This window comes from Synechococcus sp. ROS8604, from assembly GCF_014279655.1.
In the GTDB taxonomy this organism is placed as follows: domain Bacteria; phylum Cyanobacteriota; class Cyanobacteriia; order PCC-6307; family Cyanobiaceae; genus Synechococcus_C.
Genome location: NZ_CP047946.1, coordinates 1,405,793 through 1,431,160, shown reverse-complemented (window position 1 = coordinate 1,431,160; position 25,368 = coordinate 1,405,793). Strand labels below are relative to the sequence as shown.

The 25,368-nt window shown below is 52.7% G+C and carries 27 protein-coding genes and 1 other RNA gene; 14 read left to right on the top strand and 14 right to left on the bottom strand.

The genetic code is table 11. The annotated features are described in order from the left end of the window. Together SynROS8604_RS07500 and nadA are read right to left on the bottom strand one after the other, a co-directional pair. On the bottom strand, positions 1 to 978 hold the full coding sequence (locus SynROS8604_RS07500) for a ligase-associated DNA damage response exonuclease (RefSeq protein ID WP_186545713.1): 978 nt from the start codon (positions 976 to 978) through the stop codon (positions 1 to 3). A 222-nt stretch (positions 979 to 1,200) separates the two neighbouring features. Beyond that, on the bottom strand, positions 1,201 to 2,136 hold the full coding sequence (nadA, locus tag SynROS8604_RS07495; RefSeq protein WP_186545880.1) for a quinolinate synthase NadA: 936 nt from the start codon (positions 2,134 to 2,136) through the stop codon (positions 1,201 to 1,203). A gap of 94 nt (positions 2,137 to 2,230) precedes the next feature. Here nadA and SynROS8604_RS07490 point away from each other — a divergent pair, with 94 nt between their 5' ends. The 3 genes from SynROS8604_RS07490 (at position 2,231) to SynROS8604_RS07480 (ending at position 5,182) form a co-directional block, all read left to right on the top strand. Beyond that, positions 2,231 to 3,088 (top strand): TIGR04168 family protein, encoded by an 858-nt coding sequence (locus tag SynROS8604_RS07490; RefSeq protein ID WP_186545712.1) that lies wholly within the window; start codon positions 2,231 to 2,233, stop codon positions 3,086 to 3,088. Then, positions 3,082 to 4,167, top strand: coding sequence for a hypothetical protein (locus tag SynROS8604_RS07485; protein WP_186545711.1), 1,086 nt, complete (start codon positions 3,082 to 3,084; stop codon positions 4,165 to 4,167). Before SynROS8604_RS07490 ends, SynROS8604_RS07485 begins: the two co-directional genes overlap by 7 nt. 271 nt (positions 4,168 to 4,438) lie before the next feature. Next, positions 4,439 to 5,182, top strand: a complete 744-nt coding sequence (locus SynROS8604_RS07480; protein ID WP_186545710.1) for a glycoside hydrolase family 104 protein — start codon at positions 4,439 to 4,441, stop codon at positions 5,180 to 5,182. A gap of 26 nt (positions 5,183 to 5,208) precedes the next feature. Here the strand turns inward: SynROS8604_RS07480 and SynROS8604_RS07475 are convergent, their stop codons facing one another. Further along, complete coding sequence (locus tag SynROS8604_RS07475) at positions 5,209 to 5,961, bottom strand: TPM domain-containing protein (RefSeq protein WP_006852646.1); 753 nt, start codon at positions 5,959 to 5,961, stop codon at positions 5,209 to 5,211. Between the two features lie 87 nt (positions 5,962 to 6,048). Here SynROS8604_RS07475 and SynROS8604_RS07470 point away from each other — a divergent pair, with 87 nt between their 5' ends. Then, the gene (locus SynROS8604_RS07470; protein ID WP_186545709.1) at positions 6,049 to 7,311 is read left to right on the top strand and encodes a class I SAM-dependent methyltransferase; all 1,263 of its coding nucleotides are present in this window, start codon (positions 6,049 to 6,051) and stop codon (positions 7,309 to 7,311) included. On the opposite strand, the gene aroB is transcribed toward SynROS8604_RS07470, so the two are convergent. After that, positions 7,283 to 8,416 carry a 3-dehydroquinate synthase gene (aroB, locus tag SynROS8604_RS07465; RefSeq protein WP_186545708.1) on the bottom strand — a complete coding sequence of 378 codons (1,134 nt, stop codon included), beginning with the start codon at positions 8,414 to 8,416 and terminating at the stop codon, positions 7,283 to 7,285. The genes SynROS8604_RS07470 and aroB overlap by 29 nt on opposite strands. A gap of 50 nt (positions 8,417 to 8,466) precedes the next feature. Between aroB and SynROS8604_RS07460 the strand changes: the two genes are divergently transcribed. The 4 genes from SynROS8604_RS07460 to SynROS8604_RS07445 all read left to right on the top strand — a co-directional run bounded on the left by SynROS8604_RS07460 (position 8,467) and on the right by SynROS8604_RS07445 (position 11,762). After that, complete coding sequence (locus SynROS8604_RS07460) at positions 8,467 to 9,363, top strand: carbohydrate ABC transporter permease (RefSeq protein ID WP_186545707.1); 897 nt, start codon at positions 8,467 to 8,469, stop codon at positions 9,361 to 9,363. Between the two features lie 60 nt (positions 9,364 to 9,423). Then, on the top strand, positions 9,424 to 10,596 hold the full coding sequence (locus tag SynROS8604_RS07455; protein WP_186545706.1) for a 5-(carboxyamino)imidazole ribonucleotide synthase: 1,173 nt from the start codon (positions 9,424 to 9,426) through the stop codon (positions 10,594 to 10,596). Further along, positions 10,592 to 10,779, top strand: a non-coding RNA gene (gene ssrS, locus SynROS8604_RS07450) — 6S RNA. The genes SynROS8604_RS07455 and ssrS overlap by 5 nt, the downstream gene beginning before the upstream one ends. A 731-nt stretch (positions 10,780 to 11,510) precedes the next feature. Further along, entirely contained in the window at positions 11,511 to 11,762 is a 252-nt protein-coding gene (locus SynROS8604_RS07445; RefSeq protein WP_255445263.1) for a hypothetical protein, read from the top strand. Positions 11,763 to 11,844: 82 nt separating this feature from the next. Here the strand turns inward: SynROS8604_RS07445 and SynROS8604_RS07440 are convergent, their stop codons facing one another. Further along, positions 11,845 to 12,129 (bottom strand): DUF2103 domain-containing protein, encoded by a 285-nt coding sequence (locus tag SynROS8604_RS07440; RefSeq protein WP_006852638.1) that lies wholly within the window; start codon positions 12,127 to 12,129, stop codon positions 11,845 to 11,847. Positions 12,130 to 12,202: 73 nt separating this feature from the next. On the opposite strand from SynROS8604_RS07440, the gene SynROS8604_RS07435 reads away from it, so the two are divergent. Continuing rightward, a complete protein-coding gene (locus SynROS8604_RS07435; protein WP_186545704.1) occupies positions 12,203 to 12,430 on the top strand; it encodes a hypothetical protein in 228 nt (75 codons plus the stop codon). Position 12,431: 1 nt separating this feature from the next. Here the strand turns inward: SynROS8604_RS07435 and SynROS8604_RS07430 are convergent, their stop codons facing one another. Together SynROS8604_RS07430 and clpS are read right to left on the bottom strand one after the other, a co-directional pair. Further along, a complete protein-coding gene (locus tag SynROS8604_RS07430) occupies positions 12,432 to 13,832 on the bottom strand; it encodes a BCD family MFS transporter (protein WP_186545703.1) in 1,401 nt (466 codons plus the stop codon). Positions 13,833 to 13,837: 5 nt separating this feature from the next. Beyond that, positions 13,838 to 14,134, bottom strand: coding sequence for an ATP-dependent Clp protease adapter ClpS (gene clpS / locus SynROS8604_RS07425; RefSeq protein ID WP_186545702.1), 297 nt, complete (start codon positions 14,132 to 14,134; stop codon positions 13,838 to 13,840). Positions 14,135 to 14,207: 73 nt separating this feature from the next. Here clpS and petN point away from each other — a divergent pair, with 73 nt between their 5' ends. Genes petN through SynROS8604_RS07410 form a run of 3 tightly spaced genes read left to right on the top strand, consistent with a single transcriptional unit; the run spans position 14,208 to position 15,937 of the window. Beyond that, positions 14,208 to 14,309 (top strand): cytochrome b6-f complex subunit PetN, encoded by a 102-nt coding sequence (gene petN, locus SynROS8604_RS07420; RefSeq protein ID WP_011619345.1) that lies wholly within the window; start codon positions 14,208 to 14,210, stop codon positions 14,307 to 14,309. A 1-nt stretch (position 14,310) separates the two neighbouring features. After that, on the top strand, positions 14,311 to 14,463 hold the full coding sequence (locus SynROS8604_RS07415) for a hypothetical protein (protein WP_186546127.1): 153 nt from the start codon (positions 14,311 to 14,313) through the stop codon (positions 14,461 to 14,463). Further along, the gene (locus SynROS8604_RS07410) at positions 14,450 to 15,937 is read left to right on the top strand and encodes a hypothetical protein (protein WP_186545701.1); all 1,488 of its coding nucleotides are present in this window, start codon (positions 14,450 to 14,452) and stop codon (positions 15,935 to 15,937) included. Before SynROS8604_RS07415 ends, SynROS8604_RS07410 begins: the two co-directional genes overlap by 14 nt. On the opposite strand, the gene psb29 is transcribed toward SynROS8604_RS07410, so the two are convergent. Beyond that, complete coding sequence (gene psb29, locus SynROS8604_RS07405) at positions 15,889 to 16,632, bottom strand: photosystem II biogenesis protein Psp29 (protein ID WP_186545700.1); 744 nt, start codon at positions 16,630 to 16,632, stop codon at positions 15,889 to 15,891. The genes SynROS8604_RS07410 and psb29 overlap by 49 nt on opposite strands. An 81-nt stretch (positions 16,633 to 16,713) precedes the next feature. Here psb29 and clpP point away from each other — a divergent pair, with 81 nt between their 5' ends. Then, positions 16,714 to 17,304 carry an ATP-dependent Clp endopeptidase proteolytic subunit ClpP gene (gene clpP, locus SynROS8604_RS07400; RefSeq protein ID WP_186545879.1) on the top strand — a complete coding sequence of 197 codons (591 nt, stop codon included), beginning with the start codon at positions 16,714 to 16,716 and terminating at the stop codon, positions 17,302 to 17,304. An 82-nt stretch (positions 17,305 to 17,386) separates the two neighbouring features. Here the strand turns inward: clpP and ftsH are convergent, their stop codons facing one another. The 3 genes from ftsH to pyk form a co-directional block, all read right to left on the bottom strand. Next, positions 17,387 to 19,318 (bottom strand): ATP-dependent zinc metalloprotease FtsH, encoded by a 1,932-nt coding sequence (gene ftsH / locus SynROS8604_RS07395; RefSeq protein ID WP_006852631.1) that lies wholly within the window; start codon positions 19,316 to 19,318, stop codon positions 17,387 to 17,389. 68 nt (positions 19,319 to 19,386) lie between these two features. Continuing rightward, entirely contained in the window at positions 19,387 to 20,616 is a 1,230-nt protein-coding gene (locus SynROS8604_RS07390; RefSeq protein WP_186545699.1) for an ABC transporter permease, read from the bottom strand. A gap of 18 nt (positions 20,617 to 20,634) precedes the next feature. Next, a complete protein-coding gene (gene pyk / locus SynROS8604_RS07385) occupies positions 20,635 to 22,419 on the bottom strand; it encodes a pyruvate kinase (protein WP_186545698.1) in 1,785 nt (594 codons plus the stop codon). 89 nt (positions 22,420 to 22,508) lie between these two features. Here pyk and SynROS8604_RS07380 point away from each other — a divergent pair, with 89 nt between their 5' ends. Beyond that, entirely contained in the window at positions 22,509 to 22,838 is a 330-nt protein-coding gene (locus tag SynROS8604_RS07380; RefSeq protein ID WP_038013161.1) for a nucleoside triphosphate pyrophosphohydrolase family protein, read from the top strand. Between the two features lie 21 nt (positions 22,839 to 22,859). On the opposite strand, the gene SynROS8604_RS07375 is transcribed toward SynROS8604_RS07380, so the two are convergent. The 3 genes from SynROS8604_RS07375 to ilvA form a co-directional block, all read right to left on the bottom strand. Further along, on the bottom strand, positions 22,860 to 23,162 hold the full coding sequence (locus tag SynROS8604_RS07375; protein ID WP_006852627.1) for a YggT family protein: 303 nt from the start codon (positions 23,160 to 23,162) through the stop codon (positions 22,860 to 22,862). Between the two features lie 33 nt (positions 23,163 to 23,195). Further along, positions 23,196 to 23,726, bottom strand: a complete 531-nt coding sequence (gene scpB, locus SynROS8604_RS07370) for an SMC-Scp complex subunit ScpB (protein WP_115071936.1) — start codon at positions 23,724 to 23,726, stop codon at positions 23,196 to 23,198. 64 nt (positions 23,727 to 23,790) lie between these two features. Beyond that, positions 23,791 to 25,317 carry a threonine ammonia-lyase, biosynthetic gene (ilvA, locus tag SynROS8604_RS07365; RefSeq protein ID WP_186545697.1) on the bottom strand — a complete coding sequence of 509 codons (1,527 nt, stop codon included), beginning with the start codon at positions 25,315 to 25,317 and terminating at the stop codon, positions 23,791 to 23,793. Between the last annotated feature and the right edge of the window lie 51 nt (positions 25,318 to 25,368).

The following is a 25,368-nucleotide window of genomic DNA, read 5'->3' as shown; positions in this document are numbered from 1 at the left end:
TTAGCTCAAACTTTTAAGAGGATCGGCTTTGATTCCTTCTATCTCTCGCAAGTATTTTGCGACAACATCATCTTGTCCATGCGTGACATACACTTGTTTGGCTTCACTTTCTTTAATTGTTTTCAATAATCCATTCCAATCAGCATGATCACTTAAAACAAATCCCCGTTCATATCCCTTTCTTCGGCGAGCTCCCCTCACGGTCATCCATCCTGATGCGAAAGCCGTTTGCGGCTCCTTAAATCGTCGCATCCATGCCGAGCGATAGGCCGAGGGTGGAGCGATGATCAGTCTTCCCTTCAGAGGATCTTTACGGTCGAGCTCACTCACTGGTCGCGTTTGAACCATGTCGACTCCCGCTTCTTGGTAGTGCTTCGTAATTGTTTGAACGGCTCCATGCAGCAGCACTTCATCCTCTACACCGATTGCTTTGAGTTCTGCCAGCACCCTTTGAGCCTTACCAAAGGCATAGCAAAACAACAACGATGGACGTTCGTTAGCCGCAGTCCACCAGGCATGGATGTTTTTTGCGACGTCTTGACCTGACTCCCACCGATAGATCGGCAATCCGAACGTTGATTCAGTGATCATCACGTCGCATTTAACACTTTCAAAGGGTTCGCAACTTGGATCATGACAACGTTTGTAGTCACCCGTCACAAGCCAAACTTCTCCCTCCACCTCAACGCGAATCTGAGCACTTCCTAAGACATGACCCGCACTATGAAAGGAAAGTGTTGCTTGACCAAGTGTGAATTCTTCTCCATAGGTGACGGAGTGGAGTTTGATGTCTTGGCCGAGACGTTGTCGCAGCACACCTGCTGATTGACCAATCGCCCAATATTCTCGACTCCCTGCTCGGGCATGATCTGCATGAGCATGGGTAATCAATGCTCTTTCTACTGGCCAGCTTGGATCAATCCATGCATCAGCTGCTGGGCAATACAAGCCCTGTTTGTGACGTTGAAGCACTGGCATCAGTGCATTTTGTCGTAGCAAAGCTCAAGATGTGAGTTTTTCACTTCCTTGCATTACGTCTATCTTTGGAAAAGGAGCAGACAAGCCTTTGGTATCCGTCCTTCGATCCAACCCGGCTTGATGGATCGTCGGAAATTTTTGCGCTACATGGCACCGTTCAAATCGCTGATCCATAACCATTCAATTGCTCATTAACGAGAAACTTCTGTTTGTCCGAAGGATTCACTTGCTCATTTCAAGCATGCGCTGAATGGGAGCTAAGGCCTTGATTCTTATGTCTTCATCCATCTCAATTTTTGGTTCGAGTGTATCCAAGCACTTCCATAGTTTTTCGAGCGTGTTCAAGCGCATGTAGGGACATGTATTGCAGCTACATCCATCGAGACCAGGAACATCAATGAATTGCTTATTTGGTACCATTTTCTGCATTTGATGCATGATTCCGGGCTCTGTTAACACAATGAAGGTTGATGCATTGCTCGTCTGTGCATGGGACAGAAGTTTGCTTGTTGAGCCGATGAAATCGGCAAGATCCAGGAGATTTTCCATGCACTCTGGGTGTGCGATCACCTCACCATCTGGATATTTAAGCTTCAGTTTCAATAAAGCCTCTTCGCTAAATGTCTCATGAACAATGCAGCGACCCTGCCATAAAGTAAGTTCGCGTCCACTCTGCCGCTGGACCCATCGACCAAGATTTTGATCAGGAGCAAACAAAATTGGGATGTCTGTTGGAAGTTGATTAACAAGATCAACAGCATTGCTGCTGGTGCAAATTAAGTCGCTTTGGGCTTTTACGGCTGCAGTACAGTTTATATAACTGACAACAAAATGCTCAGGATGATCAGCTCTAAATGCTTTGAATTCCTCGGCAGGACAATCATCGGCAAGTGAGCATCCAGCTTCGATATCAGGCAAGATCACAATTTTTTCTGGACTCAATATTTTTGCAGTCTCTGCCATGAAATGCACTCCACAGAACACAATCACATCTGCATCCGTGCTTGCCGCTTTGCGTGAAAGCTCTAATGAATCACCAATGAAATCAGCAATATCTTGTATTTCAGGTTCCTGGTAATAGTGCGCCAAAATGATGGCGTTGCGATCCTTCCGTAGTTTGTGGATGGCGCTGACGAAGTCATCGGGTGTGTCGCTCATGATCCTGACCCCTAGACCTGTCTCGGTGTTGATTTCGGACATTCTGGCCACATCGGGCAGGATGTTCAAAGCCTAGGCACCACTCCTGACCAGATTGCGCCTCGCCATAGCCGGTGACCTTCATGGTGATTGGACCTGTCATGACGAGCAGCTGCTCGATCAGCTGCGTCCTGATGCCCTGTTGTTCGTAGGCGATTTGAGTGATGGTGATTTGCGCTTAGTGAAGGCGATCACCCGCTTGAAGCTTCCCTGCGCCGTGATTCTTGGCAATCACGATCGCGGCAGAGACCGCAGCGGAGAACGGCTGCGTCAGCAGATTTCCATGTTGGGAGATCTCGATTGCTCCTGGAAGATGCGCAATTGGTCGTCTCCAGCCGTCGCCATTGTGGGCGCTCGTCCATGTAGTTCAGGAGGTGGTTTTCACCTTTCGGAAGCTGTTCAGAGCGTTTTCGGACCTGTTACGGAGCAAGAGTCGGTCGATCGCATCGTCCAAGCGGCGACTGACGCACCCGACACTTGGCCCTTGGTGCTCTTAGCCCATAGCGGTCCAACCGGTCTTGGATCTGATGCGTCCAGCATCTGTGGTCGGGATTGGAAGCATCCCCACATTGATTGGGGTGATCGCGATCTTGCGATCGCTGTTGAAACCATGCGCCGTCGTCGTGGTGCTGATCTTGTTGTGTTCGGGCACATGCACCACAGCCTTCGTGGTGGGAAGGGTGAACGTTTGACGTTCCATCGCGATCGCTATGGCACCGCCTATGTCAATGCCGCTTGCGTTCCACGTTCTGGATCAGACGAAGCAGGACAGACCTTGATTCATTTCACCTGGGTTGAATTTGAGGGGCGTCATCTCAGCCTTGTGAGTCATCGCTGGTTCCATCCCAATGGAACGCTTGCCTACGAGCAAACGTTGTTGCGGCAACCCAGTGAAAGCGCATCGTCATGCTGATCTATTTGTGCCTAAGCAGCCATGGGTTTGGTCATGTTGCGCGACAGGCAACTGTTTTAAGTGCCTTGCATCGCCTTCAGCCGTCCTGGAGGCTCGTCGTCAGCTCTCGGGTCTCAGCAGAGTTTCTCAAGCTTGTCTGTGGGTCAATCCCCATTGAGCACCGCTTTGTCGGCTGGGATGTGGGAATGATCCAGGCCGATGCACTCGGAGTTGATGAGGAGAGAACCCTGGAGGCTCTCAAGGCTCTGGAGACGCAGCTCCCTCAGCATCTTGATCAGGAGATGGCCTGGCTTGCCGAGCAGAACACTCCAGTCCTGGTTGTTGCTGACATCCCACCGGCGGCAGCCGTTCTCGCTAAGCGACTCAACGCGCCGTTGGTTTGGATGGGTAATTTCGGTTGGGATGACATTTATAAACCCCTCGGTGGGCTGTTTAGCGAGTATGCAGCTGCTGCAAAAGCGAACTATCAGCAGGGTGATCTGCTTTTGCGTTGTCCTTTTTCACTCCCAATGGAGTGGGGTTTAAGTGAGCAGCAGCTAGGGGTCACCGTGTCCCCCCTGCGTGATCTTCCTGAGCCATGGCGACTTCATTTGGAACAGATTCAAGAGCCTCTGATCCTTGTTGGCTTTGGGGGCTTAGGTGTTGCCATCGACCCTGCCTTGTTTCGTCTCTGGCCCAATCATCATTTTTTGATGTCAGCCCCTGTGGCTCCTCACCTTTTTGCTGATTTTGAGGCGTTGGCCAACCTCACTCTTTTGCCTGACAACGTGCGTCCTTTTGATGTGATGCCTTTTTGTGATCGACTTTTAGGCAAGCCTGGTTACAGCACGTTTTGTGAGGCTCTCAGCCAAAACTTAGGAATGCACGTTGTGGAGCGCGATGGCTTCGCCGAAGCGTCCGTACTCATGGATGGCCTTCGCCTGTACGGACACCACAGAGTTCTCAGTCGTGATGCCTTGAACAAAGGGGAATGGGAGCTTGATCAAAAACTTGTCGATGCAGTCCGTCCGGTCGCTTCCAAACAAGGTGCTGAAGAGGCGGCCAACGCTTTGGCGATGGTGGCAACGAGCACTGTTTAAGACGGCTGATCACTGCAATTACTTTTTGTTATCTCAACCGAGACGCTCCACCCCTTCTGGCTTTGGCGCAATTTGGGTCCCATCTGAATCTTGCCATGGCCTGAGGACATTTACCCATCTGGCACACCTGCTCTTGGGTCGCCTGGAACCGTTCGTCAAAGTTCCATCCTTTGAGCCTGATGTGTTCAATTTCGTTTTTGTCTGATATCTCGAACGCCGCCTCCTCTGCGGTTTGTTGATCTCCTCCTCCGGTCAAACTTTTCTTCCACGTATGACTTTCCTTGCGAAAAACGTCTGTCGTCTCCTTCCAGCGGCTCTCGCAAGTGTGGTCACATTGTTGGTGTCGTCTCAGTCAGCTCAAGCTGCTGTTGCTGCACTGCCCACGCTTCAAAGCTCACGTTCGGGACTGATTACTTCCACTGAAGAGTCTCAAACGAGTGCTCTGCCCTATATCATCACCCCAGAGCGTCGCGCCCTTCTTAATACGATCAGGTTCGCTGAAGGAACTTGGAAAAACGGACACGACGTGGGTTATCGCGTCATGTTTGGCGGCAGTCTGATGGGCTCGATGGATCGCCATCCCGATCGCGTCATTTATTCTTCTCGCTACGCGAGTGCTGCGGCCGGTGCCTATCAGTTCATGCCCTTCACATGGGACCTGGTCAAGCGCAGTTTGGGGGTTAGAGGGTTTGGACCTGAAGTCCAAGACCAGGGCGCCCTGTTTCTCGTCCAAAGACGAAAAGCCTTACGCCTCACTGATGTTGGTGTGATGACTCCCTTGCTGGCGGCCAAGTTGGCCCCTGAGTGGGCTTCGTTCCCAACCCTTCGTGGCAGCAGCTACTACGGCCAGCCTGTGAAGCGTTTCGCCAATCTTCAATCGTTTTACAAGGTCAATCTGAGTCAACTTCGTCAGATCAGAGATCAGCGTCAGCAAGCTCTTAGCGGAAAGTCGGGTAGCAAAGGACTCCAAGCCCCCGAGTGCACCGGTCCAAAGATTCTTTGTGGCATGCCCTGAACCGGGTCTTGATCGATCGATCTGAATTAATCCTCAGACTCTTCGGCTAATTTCCGACCAACCGTTGCTTGGGCGATCAGATAAGCGCCCACCATGCCACCAACGAATCCCATGCCGTTTCGCACAAGCGGAAGGAGATCGCTGGTGCGTGTGACAACCGGTGCTATTCCAAACACACCAAATAACATCACCCAAAGAGGAGATAACAGAAGCACCCAAGCCCAGGCGATCCGTTCACCTTCCTTCCTTGGATAGGCAGCAAAACCGGCGATTAATCCACCGAGAACGGATGTAGCCAGGGTTAGGAGCCATTGTTCCTGGGGCAAGCCTGGAACAAACTGACAACCACCTCGATCCAGGCAAAGTTCTACCGCTCCGATCGTCGCCAAGAGCGAACCGTCCTCACCATTGTCTCGGACGTAATACTGATTGCCGTAGCGCGTTTGGAGTTCCACCCACCAGGTGCGGGGCATCAAGGCAAAAAAAGCATCGCCCACGTTGAAATTGAGCAGATTTCCACCACGGGGATCTCCGACAATCAACAAACTTCGTTCATCAAGCCCCCAAAATTCTTTAACAGCGAGTCCAGGTGTTTTTTCATATTGGGTGAGAACACGCAGTTTCCAGCCACTTCGTTCTTCAAAAGCATCCAGCGATGTTTCCAGTTCTTTGAGTTGGTTGTCACTAAAGGCCCGAGCCAGGTCAATCACCGGTGTTGGATGGTCGGGTAATAGCTCTGGGTTATCGATTGCCTGGGCCGGGCTTGCGACCAGGAGCATCAGACATAGGCTGAACAAAGGGAACAGAAATCGTTTGAAGCGCGGATGTGTTCCCATAGCTCTGTCGCATTACAGGCATTCTCCCCAATGACAGGCCCTGCTGCGCCCTGCCCTTTATGGCTTCAACAGCGTTTTGAAGAGGTAGGAGGTTCCGTTCCTTTCTCCCAATTCATGGATTGGGCCTTGCATGACCCTGAGCATGGCGCCTATGGCAGTGGCCAACTGAAGATTGGACAAGCAGGGGATTTTGTAACTTCAGCCACTCTGGGCCCTGATTTTGCAGCCTTGATGGCTGGCCAACTGGTCCAGTGGATTCGGACGCTCGCTCAAGACCACCCAACAGAAACTCTCTCGATCGTTGAAGTTGGCCCTGGCGAGGCGGAGATGAGCTGTGAACTGATCACTCACCTAGCCGAACAGCTTCCAGAGCTGAGGCATCGACTGGAGCTCGTTTTGGTGGAAGCCAATCCAGGAATGGAACAGCGTCAACGCAACCGCCTGGAGCAGCACCAGCGTTCTTGCGAACCCCAGCAACGGCTTTCACAACGCTGGGCGTCCTTGTCCGATCTCATGACCAAGCCGGTGATAGGGGTCTTGATTGCTCACGAGCTGCTCGATGCCCTTCCAGTGGAGCGCCTGGAACTGATTGACGGTCAGCTTCGTCGGCAAACCGTTCAACTGCAACAAGACGACGATGGTGATCTCGGTTTGCACTGGGGCCATGAGCCCATTCCTCAGCCCCTTCAAGAACGCTTGAATGCAACATTGGCAGCAGCGCAGATTGCTTTGCCTCTTGACAATGCTGAAGATGGATGGACAACGGAATGGCATGACCAATGCGCCCGTTGGTTTGCTGAGGCGTCTGAGGCGTTGATCACTGGCCATCTCCTCGTCGTCGACTATGCCTTAGAAGCGCATCGCTACTACTCCTCTCAGCGCAGCCAGGGGACCCTCATCGCCTATCGAAACCAAAGAGCCAGTGAAAACGTCTTGGCGGATGCAGGAAAGAACGACATCACGGCCCATCTCTGTCTTGAGACCCTCGTCCATCAAGCCACCAACAATGGTTGGTCCCTGGAGGGTCAATGCCGACAGGGTGAGGCCTTGCTCGCCTTAGGGCTGGCTGAGCGCTTCAGCAGTCTTCAACAGCTTCCTGGACATCAACTCGCTGAGGGTCTGCAACGTCGAGAAGCGCTGCTGCGTCTTGTTGATCCTGCTTGCCTTGGAGACTTTCGCTGGCTGTCATTCCTGCGTATCAACCCATTGCTTCCCAACGAAAGGATGGGTGAGCGGAGCCAATTCCTTCAAGAGCCCTTAGGCCTCAACGCATCGAAGCCAGGCAAGCTGTGATTTCATCACTGCTGACGTCATCCACGATCGACACAGCGCCAATGCGGGAGGGCAACACAAAGCGAAGACGACCGTTTCGGACCTTCTTATCTCCCTGCAACGTGTTTAAAACCGAATCTGGATCAAGGTCAGGCCAGTCAATGGGCAATCCAGCACGTTCAATTAAACGTTTCTGCCGGTCAGCATCGGATTGGGGGAAAAACCCGCGCTGCACGGCGAGGGACGCCACTGCCACCATGCCAATCGCCACAGCTTCGCCATGCAGCCAGGTGCCATACCCAGTGAGTGTTTCAACCACATGTCCAAACGTGTGGCCGTAATTAAGGATGGCTCTCTGACCACCTTCTTTTTCATCGGCAACCACAACGAGTGCTTTGGCTTGCGCAGAACGTTCGAGCAGCGTTTCCAGCAGCTCGGTCGTAATCGACTGAGGACTGTCAAAGCCGGAGGAGCCCTCAAGCAAGGCAAATAGGTCTGAATCTCCGATCACGCCGTATTTGATCACCTCCGCGAGACCGGCTCTAAATTCCCGCACGGGAAGCGTTTGAAGCGTGTCTGGATCAATCATCACCAGTCGGGGCTGATGAAAGGCGCCAATCAGGTTCTTTCCGCCTGGATGATTCACACCAGTTTTTCCGCCAATTGCGGCATCCACCATCGCCAAAAGCGTTGTAGGAACTTGCACCACACCGATTCCACGCAGCCAGCAAGCGGCCGCAAACCCAGTCATGTCACCAACAACCCCACCACCCAAAGCGAGCATCAGCGACTGACGCTCTAATCCTTTCTCTTTGGCAGCATCAAGAATTGTGCTCAAGGTGTCCAAGGTTTTTTGCTCTTCACCCGCGGGAATCGTTAGCAAGCTGGCTTGAAATCCTGCCTGTTCAAGACTGGAAAGACAACGAGCTCCATAGGGCGTAGCAACATCTGGATTGCTAACCACCAGAATTTTGGTGTTGGGCCGAATCCCGATTCGAAGCAATTCAGCGCCGAGCTGATCCACACCGCCGGAGCGAATCACGACGTCGTAAGGATTCTGTTCGAGCGCAACGCTGAGACGTCTCACACCTGCCGCTGAGGTTCTGGATGGTTGGGATTGGGTCATGCCGCCCGCTGTGACAGACCTATTCTCCTTCAAACCATCTTGCGCTGGTGATGGCCCTGCCCTCAACGTCCAAACAGCGTTCCACGCTTATTGCTTGGGGATTCTTAGCTCCTGCACTGATTCTCCTAAGCCTGTCCGTTTTGATTCCGGCATTGATGGCGCTGGTGATCAGTTTCACGCAAACAGGTTTAGATGTCACCGAGCCCCTGAAATTCATCGGCTTAACCAATTTTCAGCGACTTCTTGGCGATCCAATGTTTTATCAGGTGCTCGGCACCACGTTGATTTATTTATTCGGAGTCGTTCCTCCCATTGTGATCGGCTCCTTAACGCTGGCGGTTCTTGTGAATCGAATCCTCCCAGGTGTGCACATCCTCCGCGCTGCTTTTTATACGCCGGTGTTGGTGTCGATCGTGGTGGCTGCCATTGCTTTTCGATGGCTCTATGCCGAAAACGGTCTCATCAACGGTTGGCTTGACACCTTGTTTGGTCAAGGATTCATCCCCATTGATTTTTTAACCAATCCATTATTGGCCCTTCCTTCCGTGATGCTCGTCACCCTCTGGAAGGGGCTGGGCTACTACATGGTGATTTTCCTGGGGGGACTTCAGGGCATCCCAAAGGAGCTGTACGAGGCCGCTGAGCTGGATGGAAGTGAAGGCTGGCGCAAGCACGTCGACATCACCCTTCCATTGCTAAGGCCGTACGTCACCCTGGTGGCCGTGATCTCCGCCATTGCTGCAACCAAGGTGTTTGAAGAGGTGTTTCTCATGACCCAGGGAGGTCCTGCAGACTCCACAAGGACCCTGGTTTATTACGTCTATGACCAGGCCTTTGCAGAACTAGAAATCAGTTATGCCTGCACGGTTGGCCTTGCTCTGTTCTTACTGGTTTTATTGTTAACAGCCATTCGACTTGCGTTCGGAGGAGAACGAAGCCTTATTTAGGTCTGCCATCGTTGCTAAAAGGAGAGAATGCAAAGCTTCACTCAGACCGAGCTGCAACGGATGCCCAGCGCTGACAACACAATTGGGGTAATCGGTGGCGGGCAACTGGCCCTCATGCTTGGTGAAGCTGCCAAAACACGGGGTTTGACGCTGGCCGTACAGGCGTCAAAAGCTGAAGACCCTGCTGCCTCCATGGCGAAGGATTTAGTGATCGCTGGATCCACCGATGCCCTTGCAACGAGGGAGCTCTCCACGCACTGCCTAGGTATCACGTTCGAAAACGAATGGATCGCTGTGGACGCTCTGATGCCTCTCGAGCGACAGGGCGTGCAATTCACTCCCTCATTAGCGAGTTTGGTGCCGCTCGTTAATAAGTTGTCCCAGCGACGCCTTCTCGATGATCTTTTAATTCCAAGTCCAGATTGGATTTCATTGGCTGAACTCAATCCTGGTTCGCCATCGTTGCCGAACGGATGGACTTTTCCTGTGATGGCCAAGGCTGCCTACGGCGGTTACGACGGCAAGGGCACACGGGTTGTGGAAGATCTCAACGGCTTGGCTCAGTTGCTTCGAAATGTCGATGCCAATGAGTGGTTAATCGAAGCGTGGGTTTCCTATGAGCAGGAGCTTGCCCTCGTCGTCAGCCGAGATGCAAAGGGGCGTATTCGCAGTCTTCCTTTGGCCGAAACGCATCAAAAAAATCAAGTTTGCGACTGGGTGATTGCCCCCGCATCCGTGAGTCAAATCGTTGAGGCTACGGCCTACAACATTGCGGCCTCGCTGCTCACAAAGCTCAGCTACGTGGGTGTGATGACCTTGGAGTTTTTCTATGGATCAGAAGGATTATTTGTCAATGAAATAGCTCCTCGGACGCATAATTCAGGTCATTTTTCAATTGAGGCTTGTTCCAGCAGTCAATTTGATCAACAACTGTGCATTGCAGCAGGGCTGGATGTTCCCAATCCAGAATTTATTGCCGATGGTTCCTTGATGGTCAATCTGCTTGGACTCGGCGCAGACCAGGCTGAGCCGCTTGAGGAACGCCTTTCAAAACTACGCTCGATCGAAGGCTTGCATCTGCATTGGTACGGAAAAAATGAAATCCCTGGACGCAAAGTGGGACATGTCACCACCTTGCTCAATGGCCGTACCGCTGATGAACGAGCAGAGAGAGGACAGCAAATGCTGCAACGCATTCGTGAAATCTGGCCTCTTCCTCTAAATTGGTCATGAACTGCTGTGTTGGTGACAGCCTTTCTCTAGTGCTCTGATCTGACTCTTTTTCGACATGGGGTGACTGTCGTGTTGGTGCCGTAAACCGGTCTTGTAACCGGAAACGAATCCTCTCGAAATCTTTCGCCCCTTCTGGTAACTCCAGGTCGAACACTGGGGCTCGCACGGCACAGCGGTTCACCAAAATTAGACCCATCTCACGATCAGGACCTTTGAGTCGTTATTTGACTGGTTGAAAGCGACCAAACCAGCAAAGAGAGTCGCCTACACATCACTTGAAAGCAGCAAAAACAAATCCGACGCTTCTCCTGGTAAGCAATAAGAACTTAGATATCTTTTCTTCTAATAGTATCTTTGTGTTTAGCTTAAACACAATCAACAAAAATCTTACAGGAGGCTTCTATTCAATTCAGGAATCAACAACCACCGAATTTATTTTGCACTCATATATTGCACTTAAAATGGTCTTCCGCCTGGATCTCAGGCCTCTCTAAGGCAACGCCAACCGAAAACTCACACCACAAAGCATTCATCCCTCTAGATTAAAAAATGTACACAAAAGAACGATGATACGTACATTTTCAAGCGCAAATCTAAAGTCAACAGGTTGGCAACTATTCTTCCAGCTGCCCTTGTCATCCTTGGAACGGCCATTCTTTTAGAGAGCCTGGAAACAGAACAATAACCAACTAGCCGCTTGCAATATAATTCAGCATCTCTTACGAAGAGCAGTCTTTAAAGGCCTCGATTAGAGGTGATCCAATCGTGGTTCTGGAACAAAGGAGCAACGGTTGCAATCGTTGAACCTGCCACAGTCAAGAGGTTAAAATAGTGTCAATGAAGCTTCATAGATGAAAGTCCTTGCATTGGTCTCTATCGCGTTAGGCCTAGGCCTTGTTGCGTGCAACGACTTCATGTCGCCTGACAACATGGCAGAAGGTGTTGAAGCAGAGGAGCGTTGCAATAACTGGCAAGAAGCAACCAGAAAAGAAACCACACGGTTTGGAATGAACTACTCCCTGTTTAACCGTGCATGCAAGCTGAATCAGGCTAAAACAATGATTTTGGGGTACGAGGGTGATTATGAAACTGGAAACAGCAAAGAGGACCGAGAGATCAGATCCAGATGGAAAGTTGTTAAAAACTTTGCGTTAGCTCAATCCTGAACCATCCTATTGGCTTAGGAAGATCAGATTCCACGATCAGATTCGATAGCTGGAACAAGCAAGGCATCGCTGCCCCATTCGATTAGAGAATCGAAGACCTAGAGCTGGCCAATCGATCGATTAAGTCTGATTTGTCCAAGCTTGTAATCACAAAGACCTCTTGAGCAGTCCGGCCACGGCGTGCCATCAGCTTGAAACCACCTCGGATCGGAACAGATGGTCTCAGCGTTAAGTCTTGGCAACGCCCCTTCACCCTTGCAATCACGCCTGGGGTAATGGTCTGGATCTGTGGGTCATTCGCCAACACCTTGAGCCAAGGGATTAGACCCTTCACGTAGGTGCTATGGGTAACAACAAGACGGCCCACTCCAGGTTCAAAAGTAAAGCTTGTTTAAGTTAACCACTCTGGCTAGAGATCAGGTAAGCGTTCCTTGCAAGCCATGCTCCGATCTGTCGATTCCCTCAGAACTGAGATCTCAGCTCCTTTGACATCTCGAATGGGCCCTCAAACCAAGATTCTTACAGCAGAGGTCCACGGAGACGAAGTGCGCGGCCTGGCTCTTTGCCCTGGAAAAGTGATTCGGTATGTGTTTGCCGCTCAAACCCAACGTCTGCGCACAAAAGCCCTGTTATCCCTAACCCTCTCCACTCGCAAACCTGCCGCTTGATTTAACCGTCGATTTCGGCCATCAACACCATGTCGAGGCGTTGTGTGGTGGATTCTCTGAATTGACCGACGCTGAGCTGATTCAGCACAATCAAAGCGCTCGCCATCACCAGAATTTCAATCGAAAACACCAAGCCATAACCAGCCATTGGTCCAGCATTGGGAAGAATCTGTCGACCAAGATCGAGCAACCCACCGCCGACAACCTTGCCAAAGCCCCGAGAGAGGGCTTGCGCTAAACCCCAAATGCCCACGAAGGTTCCTGCCATGGCGGGCAAGGTGAGATCCAGCATCAAGGTGAGTGCGCTGTTGGTACCAACGCCTGCAGCTAAACCAAACAGCACCATCACCACAGGAAGAAGTCCGGATGCTTGCTGCCAGCCACTGATTAACAACAGAAATAAGGAGCCCATCACCATCCAGCAACCCAGACGGGCAGTGGCCAACTTTCCGAGTTTTGGGGTAATAAACCAGCCAGCAACCAGTAAGCCAACAAGGGTTCCTGATCCCCACCAAGCATTCAGCAACGTGGTCTTAGACACAGGCATACCAAACACTTCAGCACCAAAACTTTCCAGAATTGGATCCTGAAGAAAGAGCCCCATCGTGAATAGAACTAAGAATCCAAAGAAGATCACGATTTGTCGACTTGAAGTCACCACCTTCCAGGCATCCTGAAGTGTGATCAAATCCTGAACTGGACGCACAGCGCCAGGCGTGATTGGTTTCTCCACTCCCCAGGTCGAAACAATGGCCAGCAGCATCACGATCGACGTAATCGCAATCATGAACTTCTGCAGCCAGCTCTGAAGAATCACGGGATCTGAAATGCCGTCGATCGAGCGGACAGCAAGACTGATAGCAATCGCTCCCACGATGATTCCCACCGTGAGCATCGCCCAAATCACACCGATGCATCGCGGCCTTTGTTCTTCTGTTGTGCGGTCAATCACAAGGGCTAAATAGGAGGTACTTGCCATTGACGTCCCTAATCCGTAGAGAGCAAATAAGCCACAAAATGCTGCAATTCCTGCAGCGGCCACCAACGGGGATCCACTATCGAGGGCTTCCCTCACCATGAAACTGACTGGAACACTCAGAATCGCCAACAAACAGATGGCAATGGTTCCAAGCAGGACATAGGGCGTCCGATGTTTTCCCATTAAGGGATGGGAATCACTGAGATGTCCGAACAGCACCCGTGCTGGAGCAACCAGTTGCTCAAATCCCAACCCTCCACCCGCCAGCAAGGCAGGAAAGGCCAACTCTGTGATCAGAATCCGATTGAAGGTCCCAGTGAACAACACCGCAAGGGTTCCAAGACAAGCCTGAAACAGACTTAATCGAAACAGGGTTGGCCAACGGAGACCTTGAAAGTCGTTGAATTCAATGGAAGCGGCCATGGGCACTAATTGCGTTCCAACGGAGCCATCGTGAGCCCCTCGCTGCTGAGTTGTTGGTGGTAAAGCTCGGCGGGTTCAAGGGGGCCTGCCCACACTTCAGCAGACCCTTCACCATTGATTTGATGGGCAAGCGTCCAAGCCTTATCGCTGTTCATCCCAGGGATGATTTTGCATAAACACTCAACCACGTGTTCAAACGTATTGACGTCATCGTTGAGAACGATGACTCTGGCATTGGGATAGCGCAGGGTTGTGCGTTCCGGTTGAAGGACGCTTGCGGTTCCAGGGATTGCCATAGTCATAAGAAGTAATGAATCAATCAGTCAGTTCCGAGGGGGAACCTAGTTAAACTGATTGCATTCAAGCGTTATTTCAATGCTGTTCACGATTGCCTGGGCATCCCTCGCTGCTGTCTTCAGTTTCTCGATCGCGATGGTGGTCTGGGGCCGCAACGGTGATGGCACTCTGAATTTCTGAAGTGAACGAAGCACTGCAAGCTCCCATCGTCAGTCAGGGATTGGCGATGACCGCTGCAGTCCTGTTGGTCTTTGTCAGCGTCATAGTCGCTTACCTCTCCACCATCGAGTGGAAAGATCGTCGTCGTCGCAGGCGTTCTCGTGACCGCAACTGATGCATTCCTGAAAATCTCCATATACCGATCCATCGCTCAGTCCCTACCCGTCACTGCATCGGGTTTAGGGACTGTTTTATTGGCAGGTTTGACTGGCGTGATTCTGACTCAGCCATCACGTCAAGACGATGGTCCCCCTGCATCACTGAGCCGCATCTCAGGGGCGTTCAGTTTGATGCAGTCGTTTCATGGGGATTCAAAACGACCCGTCCCCAAGCTTTGGAACCAAAGACTGGGTCTCCTCCGTGCTGGCAACCTATGGAAACGGCAAGGACGGTCGATTTGGTGGCAGGGTTGGTCAGAAGACGGCGATGCCTATTTAATTCTTCCGGATGAACTGCTCGGCACTGATACGAAAAATCTGCGCAAACACCAAGTGTCGGGATTGACGTTGCTTGGCTCCGATGAGCTGCATCGTCAACAACTCATCCAAAGACTTGAACGCCAATCCGAGTTGCCTGCTCAGCCGAAATCGCTTCAAAAACGCTGTATGCGGCAGCTTGCACAGGGTCCAGCAGTGTTTTGGACCAGTGATGCTCTAGCTGCGATCAGCGGAACAACAGCTCCCTTGCTACAGCAAGGAAGTCACGGCTGCCTTGCCCTTCGCCTTTATGGCAACACACTTCATTGGGGTGGCGTCGTTGGCAATCGCTCGATCACACTTGCAGCATCCCAACCCAAACAGGGTTGGAATTTTTCAGTGTCTGATCGTCAAAAGCCACCTGACTTTGATAATGCCAGCCTTCTTGAAGTGCATGGAGCCCGTGCTGATTTGATCCTGGGCACACTGTTGAGTCGCCAAATCATCCAAGAGCCCTTGGAATCTCAGTATGGAGTGAATCAAGCAATCCGATCGAGACTTGCGCTTTCCCCGTTTTCACTGCGATTACAGCAGCAAACAAAAGGGGCCTATCGAGCGGGACTCCAATTTCAGGCACCCTTGCCTGGAGGTGCTGACGCCTGGACATCAGTCTTTGATCGCGTGAGTAGCCGTTTAGAAGAACGCGGCTTTCAACGCTCCACGCCAAAGCCATCTCCATCTCCATCTCCATCGCAAACGCCAACCTCAAAGCAAGACAAAGACAAAAAAACGGATGCTGTGATTTGGAAAGATCAGCGCGGAGGACAAAACAAAATCGTGGGGGGTTGGCGTTGGTTGCAAAAGCCCGGCACGCTGCCCCTTCTGAGTGCCGGACTCGCAAGTCTTCCAGACTCAAAACCGTTCTATCAAACACTTCCAGTTGCCACGGATTCAGCCCTGAAGCTCCATGCCCGACCACGCAATCTCGTGGCATTGGGACTGATGAATGGAGCTTGGCCTGTGCTTCTGAAGCAGGCCGATTCTCTCCACCTTCAAATCAAACCGGCGATTGTCTCAGCCAACCTGAAAACATCAGGCCAGCAAGCATGGTGGGAGATCAGTGGTCAGTTAGTGCTCTCGTCCGCAGCTGACCCATCGGAAGACTCAGATTGAGCCTCCTCTGTCTTTGAGTCAATCGCTTGAGAATCAGCCGCCTGACGGTCTCGTTTGCGACGCTCTGCGGCCAAGGTTTCTTCAATGAGTTCCACCGCTTGAGCCATCTTTTCAAGATTGGACGTGTACAAGCTGAGGTCCTTGTCCAAGCGTGGCTTGGAGAGACCTAGTTGCTCACCAATTTCATGGGCAAGGGTTTTGAGTTCGTCAGGATTTGAGGGCTCACCACCTTGAGCGGATGAGAGCAAACTCAACAAGCCCACAGCCATCAAACGCGAGTAGTGAAATGAATCACCGCCCACACTCGAGATACCCGACGCTAAAGGCTCTGGAGCCCCAGCTCCGCGATTGGAGAGCCATTCATGCACTTCGCTGATGGAGTGACCAGAAACAGCCGAGGTTGACCCCTCTGCCAGCTGTTTCAAATCCTCCGGATCAAAACCATTGCTGGTGCAAATGGCCGCATACAGCTCGTCGAGGTGTGCTTCCGGTTTGTAGCCCTGTGTGAACGCCTGAAACACCTGACGCAAGCCAACAGCAAACAGGGCATCGCTCTTGAAATGCTGCTGGTGACTTAGAAGATGCAACTCAACCAAGAGCTCGTCAGCCGTTCTCCTGTACAGGGACGGAATCACGTAAGGGAAGGCTGTGTGAAAGGCACGCTTGCTGTCAGCGATCGTCCGTTGATCCGTCAAGGTCCTTCCACCCCACTTTGAATTAAGACCATAGCGCCGCTGATGCCGCCGTTAGGATTGTTCCAACTGGTGCTATGCAACATGATCCCGATCGTGATCGAGGAGTCTGGACGAGGAGAAAGAGCTTTTGATATTTATTCTCGTCTCTTAAGGGAGCGAATCATTTTCTTAGGTGAGCCTGTCACCAGTGATTCCGCCAATCGAATCGTTGCACAGCTGCTATTTCTTGAAGCGGAAGACCCAGAAAAAGAGATCTTCCTATATGTCAATTCTCCAGGTGGCTCGGTTTACGACGGCCTGGGGATTTTTGACACGATGCAGCACATCAAGCCAGATGTGCACACCGTCTGTGTTGGCCTTGCTGCAAGCATGGGCGCCTTCCTGCTGTGCGCCGGTGCAAAAGGAAAGCGCAGCAGCTTGCAGCACTCACGGATCATGATTCACCAGCCCTTAGGTGGTGCGAGTGGCCAGGCAAGTGATATCCGAATCCAAGCTGATGAGATTTTGTTTCTGAAAGATCGCCTGAATCACGAACTCTCGGACCGCACTGGCCAACCCCTAGACAAAATCCAAGCCGATACGGACCGTGATTTCTTTATGTCTCCACAACAGGCGATGGAATATGGCTTGATTGATAACGTGATTGATAAGAGTCCTGTCCGCTCCTTATAAAAAAAGACCCTCATGATGAGGGTCTTGAAACATTTCAATCCATTATTTAAAGATCAGACTTCCCAAAGCCTGGTCTTTTTCTTTAGGCAAGCAAGGGGGAGAAACGTTCCTTTTCAGGAATCTCAGCGAATTCAGCGACAACGACACGGAATTCATCACCATCCATGGTTTCCTGCTCGATCAATTGCTCAACCAATTTGTCCATGGCTTGCCGATGCTGACCAACCAGGGCAACGGTTTCTTCGTAGCACTTCATCACGATCAAACGCACCTGCTCATCAATCTGCTTGGAGATGGCATCGGATACATCGCTCCGGGTCATCAGATCACGGCCGAGGAACACTTCCTGACTACCACCCTCTAGGGCCATGGGACCCAACTGGCTCATTCCAAATTGCGTCACCATCTGACGGGCCATCGAGGCCACCATTTGGATATCGCCACCGGCACCGGTGGTGACTTCGGAATGGCCAAACACCACGTCTTCCGCGGCGCGACCGCCGAGCGCTCCCATGATGCGGGCTTTTAGTTGGGCACGCGAGACGAGCATCTGCTCTTCATCGGGTGAGAACCAGGTCAAGCCTTGAGCCTGTCCCCGTGGAATCAAGGTGACTTTCTGAACAGGATCGTGATCCTTCACAAGAGTGCCAACCAAGGCATGTCCAACTTCGTGATAAGCGATCAAGCGCTTGCTACGGCCATCAGTGAGGGGATGACCTTCCATTCCAGCAATGATGCGATCGACAGCATCATCAATTTCTGAAATTCCAATGCTGTCTTTGCGACGTCTCGCTGTCAGGATCGCCGCTTCATTCAACAAGTTGGCGAGGTCTGCTCCTGTAAATCCAGGAGTTCTCCGGGCAATGCTGTCCAGCGTGAGCTGATCGTCAAGTTTTTTGTTTCTGGAATGAACTTCGAGGATGGAAAGACGTCCTTTGATATCAGGCGCATCCACAGTGACTTGTCGATCAAAACGACCTGGACGCATCAAGGCAGAGTCAAGAACATCAGGCCTGTTCGTTGCTGCAAGAATGATGATTCCGCTATTTCCTTCAAAACCATCCATCTCGGTGAGCAACTGATTCAGCGTTTGTTCTCGCTCATCGTTGCCACCACCAATTCCAGCACCACGCTGACGACCAACCGCGTCAATTTCATCAATAAAGATCAGACACGGGCTGTTTTCTTTCGCTCGTTTGAACAGATCGCGGACACGGCTTGCGCCAACACCCACAAACATTTCTACGAATTCAGAACCTGAAAGCGAGAAGAAAGGAACACCAGCTTCACCAGCAATGGCCTTTGCAAGCAGGGTTTTACCTGTGCCAGGGGGGCCTACCAACAACACACCCTTAGGGATTTGTGCACCAACGGAAGTGAAGCGCTCAGGCTGTTTCAAGAAAGTGACCACTTCTTGCAGGTCTTGCTTGGCCTCACTCACACCAGCCACATCGTCAAATTTGACGCCTGTATCGGCCTCCATGGCAAAACGAGCTTTTGTTTTGCCGAACTGCATGGCTTGTCCTGGACCACCAGGCATGGAGTTGCCACGACGAGCCAAAAAGATCAAAGATCCGATCAGCAACAGGGGGAAGAGAAGATTGCCGAGGATGCCAAGGGCAGGAGGAGCCGTCTTCGGTGGATGAATATCGAAGCTGATGCCTTCTTCCTTGAGGGTGTTAATCAGTTCGGGAGCCAGCCCAGGGAGGTCAACGCGGAGCCTTTGGACCCGGTTATCAAGATCGGGATCCACCGCCTCCACAACCGCGTTGCGACCACCGTCGTAAATATCAACAGCCGTGACACGACCAGCTTCGACGTAATCCAAGAAACGGCCGTAACTCATCCGAGCTACAGCAGCATTGCGGGGAGCAACAGTGGTGCCTTCGCTGGTGGCGGGGCTACTACTGCGCAGGTTATTCAGAGCTCCGCTGCCAACCAGCTGCCAAACAAGCAGCAACGCGACGCCTATGGGAAGAATCCAGAGGGCTATCTGACGCCAGCGTTGATTCATGGATTGATCGTGAGTCTCACGACTGTAAGAGTTTCATTACCTAAACCGCTGTTTTAGAGCAAGGTGATTTAAAGGCTTCTTAACGCAACGATCGGATCGAGCATCGCCGCACGCTTGGCAGGCACGACGCCAAAAAAGAGTCCAATCGATCCAGACAGTCCAACGGTGACCAAAATGGTCGAAGCACCAATGGCTGCCGGCAGAGGAGAAAACAAGGCAACAGCGGTCACGGTGCCAAGTCCTACTGCGGTTCCAATCACGCCGCCGAGGCTCGCCAACACAAGACTCTCAACCAAAAACTGTCGAAGAACATCGGAACTTCGCGCACCCAAAGCTTTGCGTAGGCCAATTTCTTCTGTGCGTTCACTCACCGATACCAACATGATGTTCATGATTCCGATGCCTCCAACGAGCAGCGAAACGCCTCCGATCGCACCGAGCATCAGCGTGAGACCGCCTGTAATCGTGCCAACGATGGCGAGGGCATCTTTTTGAGATCGAACCGCAAAGTCGTCTTTGCGCAAAATGCGATGCCGCTGCCTCAGCAAATTGGTGATTTGAAACTTTGCTGGCCCAGTGCTTTGCTCGTCCTTCGCTTCAACACTGATGAAGCTGAGGCTGACTCCATAGGTTGGATCACGTCCTGTCAGGCGACTCACCATCGTCGTAAGAGGGATGTAGGCGTTTTCGTCCTGGTTTGAACCGAAGACCGCTCCCTTGGGCTCCATCACGCCGATCACACTGAAACTCTGATCTCTGATCCGGATGGTTTGTCCAACCGCTGCACCGGAGGGGAAAAGTTTGTCCCGCAAATCTGGACCAATCACCACTACGGTCTTGGCGCTCTGCTCATCCTCAGCACTGATGAATCGACCCCGGGCAACCTCAAAACTTCGCACCGGTAAAAAGGCCGGTGTGACTCCTGAGATTGAGGCACTCGTACTCCTCGCTCCTGCCTGAACCACTTCATTGGCTGAGATTTGTGGGGCAACGCGTTTCACGCTTGGCACTTGTGCGGCAATGGCCGTGGCGTCGTCCAGCACCAAGGTGCGGGGAAAGGCCACCCCTTGCCGTCGTGTGTCATTGCTCCCAGGAACCACAAACAACACGTTGGCACCAAGGCTGCTGAGCTGGTCCTCCGCCAAGTTCTGGGCACCTCGACCCACACCAACCAGGGTGATCACTGAGGCATTACCGATCACGATGCCCAGCATCGTGAGCAAACTGCGTAACCGATTTGCCTTAAGGGTGGTGAGAGCCATGCCGACGGTGTCGGCAAGAGGCAGCTTGCTGGCCATGAACGTTTAAGACCAAACTCAGAACATGGTGTCTAATTTCATCGCCATGTTGCTGCCGGTACCGCGATGGACCACTCCATCTTTCACGTGCAAGGTCACGACTTCGCCTTCTCTGAGATCTCGCGTGGCATTGGCCACCCCCGTAATCACAGGAACACCTAAACGTTTGGCGATGACCGCTGCGTGGGAGTCTTCGCCCGGTTTTTCTGTGATCACTGCTGCAGCGTCACGGATGCCATCGAGGTAGTCGGCAGAGGTGTCTTGAGCCACGAGGATGTCACCAGGTTCGAGCCGGGCGCAATCACTGGCAGACATCGCAATCCGAACTTTTCCACTCACAGATCCACTGCCGAAGCCCGTGCCACGACCAAGCACAGCACTCACGATTCCCACCTTGATCAGATCGGTGGAGCCACTAATTCCAGCAAGGGTTCCTGCTGTTTGCACGCAAAGATCACCGTCTTTCACCACGCCGAGCTCTTGGGCGTAAGCCATCGCCAAGGTGAAGGTCGCCGTGGTGCTCTTCTGGGTTTCGATCAGCAGAGGCGTCACGCCCCAAACCAGTTGAAGTTTGCGCGCCACATTGACTTCGCTGGTGATCGCAAGGATCGGCGTTGAAGGCCTGAATTTGCTCACGTTATGGGCGGTGGCCCCGCTTTTGGTGAGAGGCAAAATCGCTGCTGCGTTGAGCTGGCGAGCAATGCTGCTCACGGCCCCACTAATCGCGTTTGGGATCGTGCTCGGCAGATGGGTATCAATGGGCCGTTGGGGGTAATCGCGCTCGATCCTTCTGGCGATCGTCGCCATCGTCTCAACAGCCTCCACGGGAAAGTCTCCTACCGCAGTCTCATTCGAGAGCATCACCGCATCCGTGCCATCCAAAATGGCGTTGGCGACGTCACTGACCTCAGCGCGCGTGGGCCTAGGGCTGGAGGCCATCGAATCGAGCATCTGGGTCGCCGTGATGATCGGAATCCCAAGGCTGTTGGCCTTGTGGATCAGATCCTTTTGAAGAAGCGGAACTTCCTCTGCAGGCATCTCAACCCCCAGGTCACCGCGGGCCACCATCACGCCATCGCATAGAGGCAAGATCGCGTCAATCTGATCAATCGCCTCGAACTTCTCGATTTTTGCGACCACTGGAGTGGTGTAACCATGCTTACGAATCAGTTCTCTGATCTCCTGCATGTCAGAGGGGTTGCGCACGAAGCTGAGCGCGACCCAATCCACACCCTGCTGAAGACCAAAGGCGAGATCTTGACGGTCTTTTGTGGTGAGCGCACGGACCGAGAGCTGCACATCCGGGAAGTTCACCCCCTTGTTGTTGGAGAGCACACCAGGAACTGTGACCGAGCAGTGGAGGGTCTGGTCGACAGAATCCACCCTCTCAACTTTCATCTCGACGCGACCATCATCGAGAAGGATGCGACTTCCAGCGGTGACTTCTTCGGCCAGCTTGTCGTAGGTGACGGTGGCCACCGTCTGATTGCAACGCACTTGCTTCGCCGTCAGGGCAAATTGATCACCTTTCGCGAGCGTGATCGGACCGTCTTCGAAGCGGCCTAAGCGAATTTTCGGACCCTGAAGATCTTGAAGAATGCCGATGTGGGCTCCCAATTCATGGGCCACCTGACGAATCGTGGCAATCCTCTCAGCGTGCTCGCTGTGATCCCCATGGGAGAAGTTCAGTCGGAACGTGGTCGCTCCAGCTTGAATTAATTGACGAATGCCTTCAGGACTCTCCGTTGCGGGCCCGATGGTGGCCACGATCTTGGTTCTACGGGTTAGATCGATCTGGGCCATCCACAGGTCTTGAAGCTTGCGGAATCTACCGTCCTGCCCTTTTGGACTCGAAAACTTGTTGGATGATGACTCTCTTCCACATGATTCGTATGGACCTGAACGCCTATCAGGCTGCTGCTCGGGAGACAGCTCTCTATCCAGATGCTGGAAGCAATCCCATCTACCCAACCCTGGGCTTGAGTGGTGAGGCGGGGGAAGTCGCGGACAAAGTCAAAAAAGTGCTGCGCGATCGCCATGGGCACTTTGATGATGAAGTCCGAGCCGAGATCGCTTTGGAGCTCGGCGATGTGCTCTGGTACGTGGCTCAACTGGCCAGCGAAATGGGCTACGACCTGGAGGATGTGGCCAACAAAAACCTCAGCAAACTTCGTGATCGCTCTGCGCGGGGGCAATTGCAAGGCAGTGGCGATCACCGCTGAGCTGATCGCTGGCCGTCACCCTTAGCCGTAGTTGCCAAATCCACCGGCGAACGCATAGCTGGCTGACACCAAGAGCTGCTGCATCAAGCTCAGGGCCACGAACGCCAGAATCGCGGAGAGGTCCAAACCTCCCAGCGGGGGGATCAGGCCACGAAAGGCATTGAGGTAAGGATCAGTGATCGAGCTCACAGTGCTGAGCACTGGATTCCCCATATCCACGTTCGGAAACCAGGTGAGAAGGACGCGAACGATCAAGACGAAGGAATAAATCTGCAGGGTCTGGGCAATGATCTGCAGAAAGGTGGAAACAAAACTCAAATCCATCGGTGCCTTTCAAGCGTGAATACTGAATGAACTTTATGCAGCCTGATCAGGTTCTGAGATCCCTCTATCAGGAAGCACAGAAAATGTGCGGTGAAACTTTTCAGAAAGGCTGAGCCAATAGGAACGTCCTTCGCTTTGGCGTTTGCGTTCAATAAAGTTCTGACTGAGCAGCTCCTTGATGTGGTCGTAGGCGCCTGATCCCCTTAACTCAACCAGTTCCGACTGAAGGATCCGTCGTTTCAAAGCAATCGTTGCCAGCGTTCTCAGCGTTGCCGTTGAGAGGTTCACCGGTAAGAGATTGCGCACCAGTTCCCCAAGACCAGCACGCAGCTGAAGGCTGTACCGACCGCTGTTTTCATGGATTTCCAGGGCCGTATCCCGCTGGGCATAACCAGCAACCAACGCGAGCAGACCCTGTTCCGTCTCTTGTTCACTGGCGTCGGCCAACTCGGCCAGCTCCGCAGTGGAAAGGGCTTTGCCTTTCAGGTAAAGAATCGCCTCCAAGCGAGCTGGAAGGGAGAGATTGAATTCCTGCATGTTGCTTCGCTCTAATTCTTGTGCCATGACCTCCCCCTAGGCACGGGCATTCAAAGTAACGCTGGTGCATGGTTTGGCCATGCATTCCTCCTCATCCACCCAGAAAGAGTTGATAAGCCGGGTTACTCGTTTCTTCCCAACTGATGTAACCAAGGTCGCGCAGGAAGGCCTGCCAGGCCTCCCGATCATCTGTATTGACAAGAACACCCACCACGATCCGACCCACATCAGCTCCATGGTTTCGGTAATGAAAAATGCTGATGCTCCAGTCGCGATGCAAGGCCGTGACGAAACGCATTAAGGCCCCTGGCCGCTCTGGGAACTCAAAGCGATAAAGCAGCTCCTGCACATTGCTGGCCGTCGACGTTGCCGGCAATCGGCCTCCGACCATGTGCCGGAGATGCACCTTGGACAGTTCATCGTCACTGAGATCGAGGCAGGCATAGCCATGGGTCTGGAGATGGCCGATCAAGGACGATCGGTCATCGGGTCCGCTCACCTGAACGCCCATAAAAATGTGGGCCTGTTCACCAGCTCCCATGCGATAAGAAAATTCAGTGAGGCTGCGATCTGCAAGCAATTCACAGAGACAGCGAAGACTCCCTGGCCGCTCTGGGATTTCTACGGCGAGCATCGCTTCGCGTTCTTCACCCAGTTCGGCCCGTTCAGCCACAAAGCGCAGACGCGCGAAATTGATGTTCGCTCCACAGGCAACAGCCACAAGATTTTGGTTTTGCAGTGACCTTCGGCTCACATCAGCCTTGAGACCGGCAACAGCAAGGGCACCTGCGGGTTCAAGAATGGAGCGGGTGTCTTCAAAAACATCTTTGATGGCCGCACAGATTTCATCGGTGCTCACGGTGACGATGTCATCCACGTACTGTTGGGCCAAAGCAAAGGTGTGCTCCCCCACCTCGCGAACAGCCACACCATCTGCAAACAGTCCCACCTGGGGCAGTCGGATGCGTTCACCAGCCTCTAAGGACAGGGTCATGGCGGCGGCATCATGGGGTTCAACGCCGATGATTTGAACGTCAGGCCAGAGACTTTTCACATACACGGCGATCCCGCCGATCAAACCACCACCCCCCACAGCCACATAAATCGCATCGGGTGGTTGGTGGCACTGACGCAGGATTTCCATGCCCACCGTTCCCTGGCCAGCAATCACCTCCGGATCGTCAAACGGATGGATAAAACAGAGGTGTTCCGCTTCGCTGCGTGACCTGGCTTCGGCATAGGCCTCGTCGTAGGTCTCGCCATGGAGCACCACCTCGGCTCCCAGTTGGCGTACAGCATCGACCTTGACGCCAGGAGTTGTCACGGGCATCACGATCACGGCTCTGCAGCCGAGGTGGGATGCGCTGAGGGCTACCCCTTGTGCGTGATTTCCAGCACTAGAGGCGATGACTCCGAGTTTCAGCTCAGCCTCAGAGAGCTGAGCCATGCGGTTGTAGGCACCACGCAACTTGAAGGAAAAAACGGGTTGCAGGTCTTCCCGTTTCAACCAAATGCTGTTGCTCAGCCTTCGGCTCAGATTGGTGGCGAGTTCTAAGGGAGTTTCCCGGGCCACGTCATAGACACGGGCGCGCAGGATCCTCGGCAAATAATGATCCATCCCTGCAGTCTGACAACTGCTCAACAACGCGAAGAGTCGGTACGGCCCGTA